A 13,221-nucleotide genomic window follows, 5' to 3' on the forward strand; every position below is an offset into this window, starting at 1 on the left:
AATTAGCCCAGTCTGTTGACTGTTTTGTTGTGGATTAACAATTTTTCAGCCCTTCGATCAGTATGTCAATATCTTCTTTAGTGTTAAAATGGCTAAAAGAAATACGGATATTAGGTTTTTTCAGCTCATCTGCCGAGAGCATTTTGGCTAATACATGAGAGGGCCTGATGCTTCCTGATTGGCATGCGCTGCCTCTGGAAACGGCAATTCCTTTCATATCCAGATGAAACAAAATCATCGATGTTTTGCTTTCGGCTAATGGCAGTGTCACATTTAGTAAATTGTAAAAACCATTCTCTCCATTGATTTTAAAATCTGGAAAATCAGTCTTTAGCCTTTCAATTGTATATTCTTTTAATGTGGCAATATACTTGCTTTCGGTATCTAGGTTCTGATACGATAATTCCAGAGCCTTTGCCATACCTGCTATCTGATGTATAGCTTCGGTTCCAGGACGGAGCCCTTTTTCCTGTTCTCCTCCAGAAAATAAAGGCTGCAATCCCGAATTTTTTCTGACAAAAGCGAATCCAGCTCCTTTTGGCCCATGAAATTTATGGGCACTGGCTGTTATAAAATCAATAGGAGTATGCTGCAGATCAATTTTTGTTTTTCCGATAGACTGTACGGTATCCGAATGAAATAAGGCATGATGCTCTTGGCAGATCTGGCTCACCCTGTCAAGATCTAATACAGTTCCAGTTTCATTGTTAACGTGCATTAATGAAACTAATGTTTTCTTTTCTTCAGATAATAATGCAGCTAAATGTGTCAGATCCAGTTCACCGCTGGATTTTACTTCTACATAATCTATCTGGATTTTATATTCATGCTGCAAAGCCATAGCCGTATGAAGCACTGCGTGGTGTTCTATTTTGCTGGTTATAATACGCTCTATTTTTAAATCTTTTACTGCAGAGCGCATAATCCAGTTATTGGCTTCGGTACCGCATGATGTAAAAATGATTTCAGATGCAGCAGCGCTGAAATGCTTGGCTATCGATTTTCTAGAAAGTTCAAGTATGCTTTTGGCATTGCGTCCCAAACTGTGAGTAGAGGAGGGATTGCCATAATCTTCGGTCAATATTCTTGTCATTTCCAGAATCACTTCGGGATGTAGTGGCGTGGTCGATGCGTTATCGAGATAAACTTTTTTCATGCTAGATAGATTTTGAATCCTTAACAATTGCTTTGGATTTATTTTTTTTGCCAAATAATACCTTCTTATTAAAGATAACAATGGAAATCAAAATAAGAGAATACGAAACCATTTGCAGCAGGCTTACGTGTTCCTTAAAGTAAAAAATTGCCAAGCTGAAATTGATTATTGGATTAACATACATCAGGATTCCTACGGTTGAAGAGTCAAGCCCTTTTAATGCATAAAGGTTCAGAAAAAGCGGAATAATGGTAAAAAATACCACTATGCAGAATAAGCATCCATAAAAAACAGGATCTGTAGGTATTGCTCCGCTGTAACTTGGATAAAAAGGCAGAATCAGCAAAGCGATAAACAGAAGCTGAATATTCAAAATAAGAAACTTGTCAATCTCACTATTCTTGCGCTGGCTAACCAGATAAAGCGCATAGGTAGATGCCACGGCTAAACTGTAAAATATATCCTGAAAATGATTTAAGGATAGTAAAATACAGCTTAATGTACTGATGCATACTGCAATCCATTTCCATTTGCTTAATTTTTCGTGCAGCAGGAAAAAGGCAAATACGGTGGTAAGAATGGGACAGATCAAATAAGCGAGTGAGCCTGCCTTAACGCTTACATGATTGATGACGTATATAAAAATAAGCCAGTTTGATGCAAGGATCAAGCTTCCTGTCAATGTTAAAAATATGATTTTCTGCCTGTTTTTTTTAGGCATTATTTTAAAATCATTCCAGTTTTTTGAGAGGCTTTTTCTTCTAAAAGCCAGATTTATAGCTGTTAATGCAAGAACGCTGAAAAACACGCGATAAAATAAAATATCGAGTGATGCATAATTGGCTATAGGCTTTAGCGCCAAGCTGAAAAATCCCCAGAGAAAAAAAGCAGAAAAAGCGGCAATGTAGAAGTTGTATTTTTTCATTGAAATGTAAAATTCTGCACAAAGATAGGGATTATAAAGCCAATGAAATTATAATAATGAAAGCTTTATAAATGTTAAAGTGGCAGTTAATAAAAGGTTTTTCGGATGTATAGTGTATCAAACAGATTAAATATTATATTTTTGTTGAAAATTAAAAATGATAATGAAAAGATTTTTTGGATTATTGATCTGTGCAATTGCCTTTGCAGCTTGTGATGATGGAGATTTAGTTGTAGATACTATTAATTTTGATGAAGTTACAACAAGCACTTGCGGAGATGCCAACAATCTGCTGTTTAAGCTCAAGGAAAGCGAAGCTTTGATACTGAATGTTCCTGAGGAGACTTTTAAGGAGGAAGCTACCGAAGAGCCAACCAGATTAAATATTAATGAACAAAATCAGGTTGTATATAACTTTTATGACAGCAAAGTGACTGCAAATAGTATTTGCGATTTAATTCCCCCAGCATCGCCTAACGTAAAAAACCAATGGAATGCCGAATCGGGTGTTATTGAAATAACGACTGTAACTGTCAAAACAGTAGAAGATGTTAATAATAGCACCAAAATTACAGGATATAAGCATAATATTATATTCAAAAATATAACTTTTGACAAAGGTGATGGCACCACACAGTTTTACGAAAGTTTTGTTTTTGGTGATTATTTAAAAAACATAACTCCATTGCCATTGGCATTTAAACAAGATTTAAATCTTTGTGCCAGCACTGGTGTTGTATATGAAACCAGTTCGAGTGAAGCATTGATGCTTACTATAGATCCATTACTGATTGTTAATGAAGATACTCCCAAAGATCAGCCAAGAACTGGTGTTATTGGTCCTGTTAAAAATAAACTGGTTTATCATTTGTATAGCAGTGTGGTTCCTATTGATACTTTTTGCGGAGCAACAGATCTTTTAGTAAAAGAAGAATGGCTGGGTGTAGCAGGTGGCACTATTGAGGTAACAACAACTTCGATAGGTAATGTTTTCACTCATACTATAGTTCTTAAAAATGTGTCTCTTGCCAAAGGGAACAATGATTTTAGATTAGGTGATGTATATAAATTTGGTAATCTGCAGGTTAACGAATAAAAATACTACAAAAAACGTCAACACTGTAAAGTATTGACGTTTTTTTATGGCTTTGAAAAGGATATTTATTTGTTCTGTTTAAAGTAAACTTCGGTAGCACCCTGTCCATACTTTTGATAATTAGCGTCTTGAAAAACGATATTATCATAACGTCCTAAAAGAAAATCCAATTCGGCTTTGAGAATTCCTTCGCCTACGCCGTGTATGAAAACAATTTTCGGAATCCGGTTGCGGATGGCGAATTCAATATGACGCTGAGCCGTTTCTGCCTGAAGTGTCAAAATATCGTAGTTGGACATACCGCGTTTATTGGGAACCAGTTTTTCTATATGCAGATCAAATTCCGGAACAGGCAATTCGTGCTTGTCTTTTTTTTCTTTTACAAAACTTCTAGGTTTTGGAATTTCTTTTTCTTTCTTGATTTCATTAATATTAATGCCTTTGATGCCCTGCATTAAATTATCCGATCCGCCAATTTTAATCAGCTCATTGGAACTATAATTCATCACAAAACCATCTGTCGTTTCTATAGTTATTACACTGTCTTTTACTGACAGCACCACGCCGTCAACAGCATCGTCCAGTACCGAAACTTTATCTCCTTTATTGAACATCATCTTCGTTATTATCTTGGTTTTTACTTGGAGTTTTACTGCTTAACCGCATCATCCCTATCATGAAAATGATTATGGCTATCACCATAACATATACATTTTTATCGGTACTGGTCTGTTCGTAGAATGCTGCGCCAATAGCAATGGCCATGATCAGAATTACAAATTTTTTCATCATTTCATTTTCAGGCTTCAAAAATACTAAACTTTAGCAGAGTATTGCTGAAAGTGACTGGGATTTTCAAAATTTGATTTTATCATAGAAATAGCAATGACTCTGCAAATGTTCTTATTGCCGAAAGACCCTAGCCCTGATAGCAGTGAAAATCCTGCTGGCTGGGGTTCAGCCAGCAAGATTGTAACGGATTGCTTCGCCAGTTCGGCTTTCTGCTTCGTGTGCAGGAAATAGCTCCTAAATGTTCAGCTTTATTTATTCCAGTCAATTTTTCGGGAAAAGTACATTACTGCTGCCAATATGCTGAATAAGCCAATGCTTCCTACGAGTAAAGCGTAATTTTCTAATTGAATAATGACGTAGATAAAAGTATACAATCCTGTGAGCGATGTGGCGATAAACAGCGGGAATCTGCTTCCTTTGAGGATAGAGATCGAATACAATGATATTAGTGTAATGATTGACACGGCTGCGATTAAATAGGCTTTTGTGAAAGTGCTGTGCTCGGTGATGGAGATAAGCAGAGTGTAAAATAAAATAAGTGCCAGACCAATCATGGAATATTGAAATATGTGAATCTTGATTTTGCTGATCGATTGAATCAGGAAGAAAATCAAGAATGTCAGGCCAATTACAAGGAAGCCATACTTTGCCGCTCTTTCGTTTTGCTGGTATTGGTTTATGGGAATTACAAAATCGACTCCAAAGGCATAAGCCCCTAAATCGGGAAGGTTCTCGAAGAACTGCTGCGAAAATGCTCTATTGATGTGCAGGACTTTCCAGCTGGCAGTAAATCCATTGGCATCGATTTTTTTGGTTTTATCATCGGGAAGGAAATTGCCTGTAAAACTTGGCGAGCTCCAGTTGGACTGCATGCTGAGCTGTGTGGTTTTGCCAATAGGTACCATTTTTATCTGCTTGCTTCCGTTATAAGTGATGTCAAATCCAAAGCTGGTTTTACTGGTTTTTATGATGCTTTTCAGGTCAATAAAACCAGTTTCTAAGGCTTGTGTAGAGTCGTTTAAGTTATTGCTGTAAATAGGCTCGAAAGTGAATTTGGTTCCGCCCAGATTGATTTTTACTTCATCCTTGATGCTTTTAAGATTCGTTGTTTTGATTAAAATGGTGGCTTTGTTCCATTGGATAACTTCGGCAGGAATATTTTTGCTGCTAAAGTCGGGCTGAATGTAATAGCCTCCAAAATTCATTTTGGCACTGTAAACTGCCGATTCGTAGTTGTTCCTGTTCAGTACTTTGGTCGTTACATTGGATTTTGCTTTTAATTCTTCGGGGAAGAAATAAGCGTATCGGGTAATTGCTTTCTGCTGTTTAACCGTTTCATTTGTTTTTTGATTAATTGACAGTGTTTCTTCAAAAACAGTGTAAGGGACTTTTAGTATTGGTCCATAAAAATAGACGCTTTCGCCCCATTTAGCATTAATTTCGGAGATGACTTCTTCCTGGCGCAAGGAGCGTTCGGTTATCAGGCTTTTTACAAATTCCAGCGGAATAAGCAATACAAAAGTAAGTATACCAACCATAATCATCTTGGCAGTATTGGATTGAAAAAATGGGGTGGGAGCGGGGTTTTGATTTTCTGTTGTTTCCATGTTTTTTGTTGTTAGAGTTTTTTGATTAAAAAGGCGAATTAGCGCAAGCCACATAAATTAATATTCCGAAATACAAGAATGCTATTGGTATATTACTCAGCAGCATTAAGATTTTTGTTCCAATATATTTCCGCTGTTGTGGCAGTATATAAAAATGATAGAGCAGGTTAGTGAGCATAATAATGTTAAGAATTGATGCCAGTACAATGAAGATAAAACCAATTATCAGAATAAAAGAAGTGTCCTGAAGTGTTAGAAAAAGAATAAAAAATAAAGTGCCAATTGTAAAACAGCCAATTGCGAGTTCGTTAGCAGCACGGCCATCAAATGGCTCTTCTTGTGTTAAGATAGTTTCCATAATTATTTATTGATTTATTAAAAGTTTATAATAAAGTGTTAAGTGTAAAGTACTTTGAATTTCAAAGTGAAAAATTAAAAAAATAGGTTATCGTTGCTGAATCAGTTTTTCAAGTGCATTAATGTGTTCTTGGAATGCTTTGCGTCCTTCTTTGGTTGCCTTATAACTGGTATTTGGCTTTTTGCCTATGAACTGCTTTTCAATAGCAATATAATTTTCAGTTTCCAAAGCTTTGGCATGACTCGCCAGGTTTCCATCAGTGACTCCCAATAATTCTTTCAAGGTACTAAAATCGGCAGATTCATTGACCATTAGTATAGACATGATTCCCAGCCGGATACGATGGTCAAAAGCTTTATTGATATTTTGAATAATATTTTTCAAATCTTAGTAAGTGTCTAGTATTGTGGTAACTATTTTGGAGTTTTCAAGGTTGGATGGTGCAACTGCGCTTTCATTCAGCGGAATATTTTTCCCATATCTTTCTTCTAAAATGACTTTGACGCGTGTATCTTGTAAGTTAAAATCTTTCAGTTTTTGCAATGGACACAGTTCGATTCCAGCTCCGTTTTTGTATATTTTCCATATCAGTTCTGAGCAGTATATTTTATCATCAGACCAGCCGAAATATAAATCGTAATCTTTGTTGTTTAATGTATTTCCATACGCCTTCATTTTTTGCAGTGTCTGCGCATCGAGTATAGCTGAAGCATTTTTTAATCGTGTAACTACAAAGCGGTTTTCTTTTCCGTGGGTAATCCACTCTTCGAGAGGAGTATATTTTGCAGGCTGTACAGCTTCAAAAACATATTTTTTTCCTTTTTCAATAAAAATAATGCCACAATGTGAGAACTTAGAATTGGTTGCAATTCGAACCGCTTCGCACTGCTTTGATTGTGAAGTCTGGAAAATCATGTCGCCCTCATGGATTTTATCTAAAATATTTTCAGGACGCTGGCCAAAAAGAATATTTCCAAACATAGAATTTGCAATGAACAAAGCACAGCCAAAACTCATCAAAAAGGTGATTGCAGCAAAAATATATTTCGTTTTTTTCATTTCCGCGTTCTTTGGTGGTTACTGTTTACTAAATCTAATTTCGATCGTATTTAAAATACATCATGCTTCCATAAATAATATGACAAACCCCGAAACCCAATGCCCAGAATTCCAGTGCATATCCAGAAAATTCAGTTGATAAAAGCCCTAATATGATGACTGTAATCCCTAAATAACGTACGTCTCTTAAAGTGTATTTACTTGCATTTACACAGGCCAGGCCATAAAAGATTAAGGTTACGGGAGCAATTAATCCATAAACCTGATGGCGCAGCAGCAGCAAGGAAAAAATTCCTCCAGTTACCAGCGGAATAAGGAAATTGATCAGCAGTCTTTTGGAAGCGCTATTCCAAACCGTTTCCTGCTCTCTTTTGGCTTTACTGATTGTCAGCAGGAAGGCTGTTCCTATCGATAAAACCAATACAATCAACGCAGTTATAAGTATCCATTTGAATGTAGAGCTTTCTAAAGTTATAATGTAGTTGTTGTCGTAGCTCTGATGATTCTGAATTAATTCATGACCAACATAGGCACCGATCAAAGCATATACGCCAGCCAAAATGCCACTCAAACCGCTCAAAGAGATAAACTGTGAGGATTTATTCATCATGTTTTTGATGTCACTGATATCTTGTAAATATTTATCTTCCATATATAAAGTACTTTGAATTACAAAGTAAGTAATAAAATTTATGAAAAGCAATACTATTTTGATTATTTTTATAAAATGAAACTGACAGACGAATACATCTATCGCCAGCCCAAAAAGTATCAAGCGATTTTACTGCATTTAATTAGTGTTTTTAATCGGGAAATTCCAGATTTAGAAATGCATTTCAAATGGGGGATGCCTTATCTATATTATAAAAAAAGAATGTTCTGCTACTTTATTGCTAACTCCAGGAAAGGTTTTGTTGATGCTGGTTTTGCCAGAGGTTTTGAATTAAAAAGAAATCAGGAGATCCTTATTGGCGAAAAAAGAAATACCGTTAAGTCACTTCGCTACTATGATCTGGAAGAAATTGACAATGCTGTTTTGATAGATGTTATAAAAGAAGCTCTAGTTTTATATGTATAAAAAAATCCCCCGAAGGAGATTTCATTTTGTATGATATTAGTATTTTACAATCTAAAGATACCGCCAAAAGAAACAATTGTTTCTCCATACCAGAAATGGTGCTGTGCATGATCATCAGTATATGTAGTTCTTACATCTGTCATGTTGATGTAGCCGCCTTTTATTTCAGTCTGCATATAAAAATGCTTAAAGAAAGTGAAATTTAAACCAGCATCTGCTGAAAATCCATATCCTGAAATATGAAATTCATCATGTCTTTCCTTTCCTAAAACTGTAGCATCTGTTCTAGGAACTAATAATCCTGCGCCAACACCTTGAGTAAAATTCAGTTGAAATATATCTGTGTTTCTAATGCCAAAAATTGAAGAGATATCTGTGTAATAAGCGGTTTCTGCAAAGATATAGTTTAGTCCGTTGGTATGTTCAAACTTTAAAAATTTACCATCAGTCAAATCTATTGGTTCATTATTATAAGTTCTGTTAAATACAGAACCGGCTTCGCTCGAAGGCAGATCAATAGTTCCATTAATCATTGCTGTCTGGTTTTGTGTCATTACATATTTCATGTGATCGATTCCAAGAGAAACATTGAATTTATCATGGAAAAAATAACCGGCTTTCCAGTTAGTCTGAGATGTTGTTAGTTTTCCTGGAGTTATGTAATCAATATTCCAGCCCTTTGGCAAATCATGTGATTGCGCGTTCTCTACGGTGAAGTTGTATCCGTCTCCTTCAAAATGAATATCGGAAGTTGTGTAATAAGCCCTGTTTCCTCCCATGTGGATAAAGAATTTTCCTTTGTTGTGTGCGGTGTATCTTTCCGTTATTGGAGTATTGTCTTGTGCAAAGGCACTAACAGTAAAGAAAAGAACTAAAAAAGCAGTATGTAAAATTTTTGTTTTCAATGTCTTTAAATTTGATCAATAATTTTTTTAAAGTAACTAAAATCTATTTTATACTAAAAATCTCCCGAAGGAGATTTTGATTTTATGTGACAATATTTTATAATCTAAAAATGCCTCCAATAGCAATAATTCTTTGAAAAAAGAAGAAATCTTGCGAAGCTTTATCATCACTGCTTGCTGTAGTTCTAATATCCTGCATGTTGATGTACCCGCCTTTTAGCTCACCTTGTATATAGAAATATTTGAAAAACGTAAAGTTAATTCCCGCTTTTGCAGATAAGCCGTAGCCAGAAATGTGAAAATCATCATGACGAGGCATTCCTAACACTGTAGCATTTGTTTTTGGATATAAAATTCCGGCTCCTAAACCTTCAGTTAAATTAATCTGAACTTTATCTGTATTTGGCAATCCAAACCATTTCGAAATATCGTCATGTCTGGAAAACTCAGTATTAACATAGTTCAAGCCATCTGTATGTTCGTACATTAAAAAAGCAGGAGTCCCTTCCGGAGTAGTACCTTTCTCAAAACCACCTTCCTCAGCACCATTTTGTGACATATCTACAGGAGTGTTATCATAAACACCATTGTAATATGATCCAGATTGATCAGCAGGCATATTAATATAACCTGTAACATTAGCTGTTTGGGTTTGAGTCATTACATACTTCATGTGATCCAAACCAATAGCAACACTGTAGTGGTTGTTAATGAAATATCCCATTCTAAAATTAGTTTGCGGGATAGTCATTCTAGCCGGGTTAACATAATCAATATGCCAGCCTTTTGGTTTGTCATGGGCATCCATATTATCAACTGTAAAGTTGTAATCTTTTCCTCTGAAGTTCACATCAGAATCAGTATAGCTTTCTCTGTTGCCACCCCATGAAATGAAGAATTTTCCTTTGTTGTTAGAGGTGTATCTTTCCTTTTGTGCAGGATTATCCTGTGCGAATGTATTAATTGAAATAAATAAAATTAATAGTATTGAGTTTAAAAATAGTTTCAATGTATTGGGGGGATTCGATGTTAAAAAATTAAAATTGATTAATGGTTTTTCTAATGGCGACTAACTTATTCATTAAAGGTTCAAAGTAATCCAGGTGCAACATATTTGCTCCATCGCTTTTGGCATTGGCAGGATCAAAGTGTGTTTCGATAAAAATACCGTCTACACCAACTGCGATACCGGCTTTGGCAACAGTTTCAATCATATCTGGTCTTCCGCCAGTTACTCCAGCTGTCTGATTTGGCTGTTGCAAGGAGTGCGTCACATCAAGAACTGTAGTAGCATATTGCTGCATCGTAGGAATGCCACGGTAATCTACAATCATATCTTGGTATCCAAACATTGTCCCGCGATCCGTAACCATTACATTTTGATTGTTGCAATCCAATACTTTTTGTACTGCGTGTTTCATGCTTTCTGGACTCATGAATTGTCCTTTTTTCAAGTTTACCACTTTTCCAGTTTCGGCAGCGGCTACAACCAAATCAGTTTGACGTACCAGGAAAGCAGGAATCTGTAAAACATCTACATATTGAGCGGCCATTGCTGCATCTTCATTGGTGTGAATATCTGTTACGGTTGGAACACCAAAAGTTTTTGATACTTTTTCTAAAATTTTTAGCGCTTTTTCGTCACCAATACCAGAGAAACTGTCAATTCTGGAGCGATTCGCTTTTTTGAAAGATCCTTTGAAAACATAAGGAATTTGTAATTTGTCAGTAATGCCAACCAATCGCTCAGCAATTCTCAAAGCCATTTCTTCTCCTTCAATAGCACATGGTCCAGCTAATAAAAAGAAGTTACCGCTCTCAGTATGTTTAATTTGAGGTATATTTTGTATGTTCATATCATGTTTTTTTTGAAAGTGCAAAGATAGCCTGAATTTGCGGTTTCCGAATTAGATTTTGTAATTATTTTTAAAAGCACTAAAGCTGTAATCGGGAGCTGATTCCAGCTATCCGTTACAGTCCTCCTTTAAAAAACTTTTTTTCTAAAGTAATAAAAGGAGCTTCCTTAATGGTCGCTCTTTTATTACTGGAAAAAATAGTTTTTTTCAGTCTGGGCTTTCCACTTTTATCTGGGCTAGGAAAGCAGTGCCTTAAATTATATTTTTTTTGAAACTTATCTTTTTATTTATTCTACTTTAAGAATTATAATTTTTTCAAGCTAAGTCCCACAGGAACCATCAGCTGGCCTCTTTCGTAAATGTTCAGATATAAAATAATTGGAGTTTTCAGTCCTTCCCATTTTAATTCATAGACATCCAGAAATCCAGCTCCCATATCGCTGTTTTTTGTAGGGAAAGGACAGCAGTTCTCTAATTTGGTGTATGTTATTTTTTCGCCCTTTGGTCCAGCTAAGGCATTCAAGAAATATTTTTGGTTTATTGTGTCGTTTTTTGTCCCTCGATAAAAGATGTTGATTGGATAATCTTTATCATACCCATATTTTTTATCCTTGCTATATGCAGTAATTACAAACGCATCGTTTTTTACAACAGGTGTTGGAGCGCTATTGTCTACGTTTTTTATTGAAGATTTGATACTTCCGCATGAAACTATAAGCAGAACTAAAGTAATGTATAAGATTGTTTTTTTCATTTTGAGGTTTTTTTGAAAGATGGAATTCTTACTGCAAATATAAAAAGAACTTTATTCTATTATTAAAAACCAGCAGGAAACCACCTATAATTTTGTCAAAAAAAAGACAAATAGATAGATTTATCAAAATCATCTATATTTGTAATCAAAACATATAAACTATGAATGTGATTTTTCAAACCTGGCCTTGGTATGTATCAGGCTTTTTGATAGGAATGGTGATGCTTACATTGATCTATTTTGGAAAGAATTTTGGTATGTCGACTAATCTGCAGTCATTGTGTTCCATGACGGGATTGGGAAAACGGATTGCTTATTTTGATTTTGACTGGAAAGCAAATCGCTGGAATTTTGTTGTTGTTCTTGGGGCTATGGCAGGAGGTTTTGTGGCAGTGCATTTTATGAGCGATCCTTCGAATGTAAATATAAATCCAGCAGCAATTACACAGCTGTCTCAATTAGGGATTGATGCTCCTAATGGTCAATTAATGCCCAAAGCTTTATTTGGAGATCAAATCTGGCAATCGCCAAAAAGTATTTTAATTCTTCTTGGTGGCGGAATTCTAATTGGTTTTGGTACACGTTATGCTGGCGGGTGTACTTCTGGTCATGCCATTTCGGGATTAAGTAATTTGCAATTGCCTTCATTGAAAGCGGTAATCGGGTTCTTTATTGGCGGATTGATTATGGCGCATTTTTTATTACCCTTATTTTTTTAGATTATGAATGTATTAAAATATTTTCTCGTAGGTTTTTTATTTGGTATTGTTCTTACTAAGTCTGAAGCGGTTTCTTGGTATCGTATATATGAAATGTTTTATTTTCAATCCTTTCACATGTATGGTATTATTGGAGTTGCTGTAGCGACTGGAATTGCAGGGGTACAATTAATCAAAAGAAAAAATATTAAGGATATCAAAGGTTTGCCTATCGAGATTCAGGAAAAAGACCGAGGAACTGTTCGGTATTTGCTTGGTGGAATTTCCTTTGGTTTAGGCTGGGCTTTGGTGGGTTCTTGTCCAGGACCGATTTTTATATTGATTGGGGCTGGTTTTTTGCCAGTAATTATTGTGCTCATTGGTGCATTAATTGGAACAATAATTTATGGTGCTCTAAAAAGTAAATTGCCTCACTAACCCTAAAATAGAATATAAATCAGCAGCCACAAATTAAAATGCCGATCATGATAAATTCGGATATGTATTATTTGTGGCTGTTTTTTTCTGCATTGGAATGTATCTGATCAATAAAAAAGCCTATTTGAGATTGTACTTCTCAAACAGGCTTATAAAAACTCATTTTTGGAAATGGTATCGTAATTAGATTATTTCGGCGCTTAATCCAGCTTCTAATAATCCAGTGCATTGTATTTTTAATTTGTCATATTCTCCCGTTTTTACGGTACATTTTCCATTGAAATGAACAATCAGCGAACATTGTTCCGCTTGAATTGGCGTGTGATCGCAAACACGGACTAAAGTAGCAATAACATGGTCAAAAGTATTTACATCATCATTGTATACTATGATTTCGCTGTTCATAGCTGTAACTTCCTGCTCTCTTGTTTTTTCTTTTACTTTTTCTATTGTACTCATTTTTTCAGCTTTTGTACATTATCGATTTTATAAAGAATTA

At 35.4% G+C, this 13,221-nt stretch carries 18 protein-coding genes; 4 read left to right on the forward strand and 14 right to left on the reverse strand.

The features are described from left to right. Positions 1 to 34: 34 nt before the first annotated feature. Together ABEG11_RS05650 and ABEG11_RS05655 are read right to left on the reverse strand one after the other, a co-directional pair. Positions 35 to 1,156 (reverse strand): cysteine desulfurase family protein, encoded by a 1,122-nt coding sequence (locus ABEG11_RS05650; RefSeq protein ID WP_348823216.1) that lies wholly within the window; start codon positions 1,154 to 1,156, stop codon positions 35 to 37. Between the two features lies 1 nt (position 1,157). Next, positions 1,158 to 2,081, reverse strand: a complete 924-nt coding sequence (locus ABEG11_RS05655; RefSeq protein WP_348823217.1) for an EamA family transporter — start codon at positions 2,079 to 2,081, stop codon at positions 1,158 to 1,160. Between the two features lie 163 nt (positions 2,082 to 2,244). Here ABEG11_RS05655 and ABEG11_RS05660 point away from each other — a divergent pair, with 163 nt between their 5' ends. Continuing rightward, positions 2,245 to 3,177 (forward strand): hypothetical protein, encoded by a 933-nt coding sequence (locus tag ABEG11_RS05660; protein WP_348823218.1) that lies wholly within the window; start codon positions 2,245 to 2,247, stop codon positions 3,175 to 3,177. A gap of 65 nt (positions 3,178 to 3,242) precedes the next feature. Here the strand turns inward: ABEG11_RS05660 and ABEG11_RS05665 are convergent, their stop codons facing one another. The 7 genes from ABEG11_RS05665 to ABEG11_RS05695 all read right to left on the reverse strand — a co-directional run bounded on the left by ABEG11_RS05665 (position 3,243) and on the right by ABEG11_RS05695 (position 7,645). After that, the gene (locus ABEG11_RS05665) at positions 3,243 to 3,791 is read right to left on the reverse strand and encodes a DUF8465 domain-containing protein (protein ID WP_348823364.1); all 549 of its coding nucleotides are present in this window, start codon (positions 3,789 to 3,791) and stop codon (positions 3,243 to 3,245) included. Continuing rightward, positions 3,781 to 3,969, reverse strand: a complete 189-nt coding sequence (locus ABEG11_RS05670) for a hypothetical protein (RefSeq protein ID WP_348823219.1) — start codon at positions 3,967 to 3,969, stop codon at positions 3,781 to 3,783. The genes ABEG11_RS05665 and ABEG11_RS05670 overlap by 11 nt, the downstream gene beginning before the upstream one ends. A 248-nt stretch (positions 3,970 to 4,217) precedes the next feature. After that, positions 4,218 to 5,576: a cell envelope integrity protein CreD gene (gene creD, locus ABEG11_RS05675; protein ID WP_348823220.1), complete on the reverse strand. Its 1,359-nt coding sequence runs from the start codon at positions 5,574 to 5,576 to the stop codon at positions 4,218 to 4,220. Between the two features lie 25 nt (positions 5,577 to 5,601). Continuing rightward, positions 5,602 to 5,934, reverse strand: coding sequence for a hypothetical protein (locus ABEG11_RS05680; RefSeq protein WP_348823221.1), 333 nt, complete (start codon positions 5,932 to 5,934; stop codon positions 5,602 to 5,604). An 87-nt stretch (positions 5,935 to 6,021) separates the two neighbouring features. Continuing rightward, complete coding sequence (locus tag ABEG11_RS05685; RefSeq protein ID WP_348823222.1) at positions 6,022 to 6,318, reverse strand: winged helix-turn-helix domain-containing protein; 297 nt, start codon at positions 6,316 to 6,318, stop codon at positions 6,022 to 6,024. Positions 6,319 to 6,321: 3 nt separating this feature from the next. Continuing rightward, positions 6,322 to 6,993 carry a YiiX family permuted papain-like enzyme gene (locus tag ABEG11_RS05690; RefSeq protein WP_348823223.1) on the reverse strand — a complete coding sequence of 224 codons (672 nt, stop codon included), beginning with the start codon at positions 6,991 to 6,993 and terminating at the stop codon, positions 6,322 to 6,324. 34 nt (positions 6,994 to 7,027) lie between these two features. Beyond that, positions 7,028 to 7,645 (reverse strand): hypothetical protein, encoded by a 618-nt coding sequence (locus ABEG11_RS05695; protein ID WP_348823224.1) that lies wholly within the window; start codon positions 7,643 to 7,645, stop codon positions 7,028 to 7,030. A gap of 75 nt (positions 7,646 to 7,720) precedes the next feature. Between ABEG11_RS05695 and ABEG11_RS05700 the strand changes: the two genes are divergently transcribed. Further along, positions 7,721 to 8,071, forward strand: a complete 351-nt coding sequence (locus tag ABEG11_RS05700; protein ID WP_348823225.1) for a DUF1801 domain-containing protein — start codon at positions 7,721 to 7,723, stop codon at positions 8,069 to 8,071. 44 nt (positions 8,072 to 8,115) lie between these two features. Here the strand turns inward: ABEG11_RS05700 and ABEG11_RS05705 are convergent, their stop codons facing one another. From ABEG11_RS05705 to ABEG11_RS05720, 4 genes are all read right to left on the reverse strand, one after another. After that, complete coding sequence (locus ABEG11_RS05705; RefSeq protein ID WP_348823226.1) at positions 8,116 to 8,976, reverse strand: hypothetical protein; 861 nt, start codon at positions 8,974 to 8,976, stop codon at positions 8,116 to 8,118. 97 nt (positions 8,977 to 9,073) lie between these two features. Next, on the reverse strand, positions 9,074 to 9,985 hold the full coding sequence (locus ABEG11_RS05710; protein ID WP_348823227.1) for a hypothetical protein: 912 nt from the start codon (positions 9,983 to 9,985) through the stop codon (positions 9,074 to 9,076). 28 nt (positions 9,986 to 10,013) lie between these two features. Further along, the gene (gene kdsA, locus ABEG11_RS05715; protein ID WP_348823228.1) at positions 10,014 to 10,832 is read right to left on the reverse strand and encodes a 3-deoxy-8-phosphooctulonate synthase; all 819 of its coding nucleotides are present in this window, start codon (positions 10,830 to 10,832) and stop codon (positions 10,014 to 10,016) included. Between the two features lie 304 nt (positions 10,833 to 11,136). Beyond that, entirely contained in the window at positions 11,137 to 11,586 is a 450-nt protein-coding gene (locus ABEG11_RS05720; protein WP_348823229.1) for a 2-dehydro-3-deoxyphosphooctonate aldolase, read from the reverse strand. 161 nt (positions 11,587 to 11,747) lie between these two features. On the opposite strand from ABEG11_RS05720, the gene ABEG11_RS05725 reads away from it, so the two are divergent. Then, positions 11,748 to 12,305: a YeeE/YedE family protein gene (locus ABEG11_RS05725; RefSeq protein ID WP_348823230.1), complete on the forward strand. Its 558-nt coding sequence runs from the start codon at positions 11,748 to 11,750 to the stop codon at positions 12,303 to 12,305. 3 nt (positions 12,306 to 12,308) lie between these two features. Next, on the forward strand, positions 12,309 to 12,722 hold the full coding sequence (locus tag ABEG11_RS05730) for a DUF6691 family protein (protein ID WP_348823231.1): 414 nt from the start codon (positions 12,309 to 12,311) through the stop codon (positions 12,720 to 12,722). Between the two features lie 183 nt (positions 12,723 to 12,905). Here ABEG11_RS05730 and ABEG11_RS05735 read toward each other — a convergent pair whose 3' ends face one another. Further along, on the reverse strand, positions 12,906 to 13,181 hold the full coding sequence (locus ABEG11_RS05735; RefSeq protein WP_348823232.1) for an ATP-dependent Clp protease adaptor ClpS: 276 nt from the start codon (positions 13,179 to 13,181) through the stop codon (positions 12,906 to 12,908). Positions 13,182 to 13,221 lie beyond the last annotated feature (40 nt).

The organism is Flavobacterium aestuarii (genome assembly GCF_040049115.1).
Lineage (GTDB): Bacteria > Bacteroidota > Bacteroidia > Flavobacteriales > Flavobacteriaceae > Flavobacterium > Flavobacterium aestuarii.

Excerpts from the sequence above, each read along its gene's own strand:
- ABEG11_RS05735 (WP_348823232.1), bottom strand. The coding sequence starts at position 13,181 with ATGAGTACAATAGAAAAAGTAAAAGAAAAAACAAGAGAGCAGGAAGTT.
- ABEG11_RS05690 (WP_348823223.1), bottom strand. The coding sequence starts at position 6,993 with ATGAAAAAAACGAAATATATTTTTGCTGCAATCACCTTTTTGATGAGT.
- kdsA (WP_348823228.1), bottom strand. The coding sequence starts at position 10,832 with ATGAACATACAAAATATACCTCAAATTAAACATACTGAGAGCGGTAAC.
- ABEG11_RS05720 (WP_348823229.1), bottom strand. The coding sequence starts at position 11,586 with ATGAAAAAAACAATCTTATACATTACTTTAGTTCTGCTTATAGTTTCA.
- ABEG11_RS05680 (WP_348823221.1), bottom strand. The coding sequence starts at position 5,934 with ATGGAAACTATCTTAACACAAGAAGAGCCATTTGATGGCCGTGCTGCT.
- ABEG11_RS05725 (WP_348823230.1), top strand. The coding sequence starts at position 11,748 with ATGAATGTGATTTTTCAAACCTGGCCTTGGTATGTATCAGGCTTTTTG.
- ABEG11_RS05655 (WP_348823217.1), bottom strand. The coding sequence starts at position 2,081 with ATGAAAAAATACAACTTCTACATTGCCGCTTTTTCTGCTTTTTTTCTC.
- ABEG11_RS05670 (WP_348823219.1), bottom strand. The coding sequence starts at position 3,969 with ATGATGAAAAAATTTGTAATTCTGATCATGGCCATTGCTATTGGCGCA.
- ABEG11_RS05695 (WP_348823224.1), bottom strand. The coding sequence starts at position 7,645 with ATGGAAGATAAATATTTACAAGATATCAGTGACATCAAAAACATGATG.
- ABEG11_RS05660 (WP_348823218.1), top strand. The coding sequence starts at position 2,245 with ATGAAAAGATTTTTTGGATTATTGATCTGTGCAATTGCCTTTGCAGCT.
- ABEG11_RS05665 (WP_348823364.1), bottom strand. The coding sequence starts at position 3,791 with ATGTTCAATAAAGGAGATAAAGTTTCGGTACTGGACGATGCTGTTGAC.
- ABEG11_RS05700 (WP_348823225.1), top strand. The coding sequence starts at position 7,721 with ATGAAACTGACAGACGAATACATCTATCGCCAGCCCAAAAAGTATCAA.
- creD (WP_348823220.1), bottom strand. The coding sequence starts at position 5,576 with ATGGAAACAACAGAAAATCAAAACCCCGCTCCCACCCCATTTTTTCAA.
- ABEG11_RS05730 (WP_348823231.1), top strand. The coding sequence starts at position 12,309 with ATGAATGTATTAAAATATTTTCTCGTAGGTTTTTTATTTGGTATTGTT.
- ABEG11_RS05650 (WP_348823216.1), bottom strand. The coding sequence starts at position 1,156 with ATGAAAAAAGTTTATCTCGATAACGCATCGACCACGCCACTACATCCC.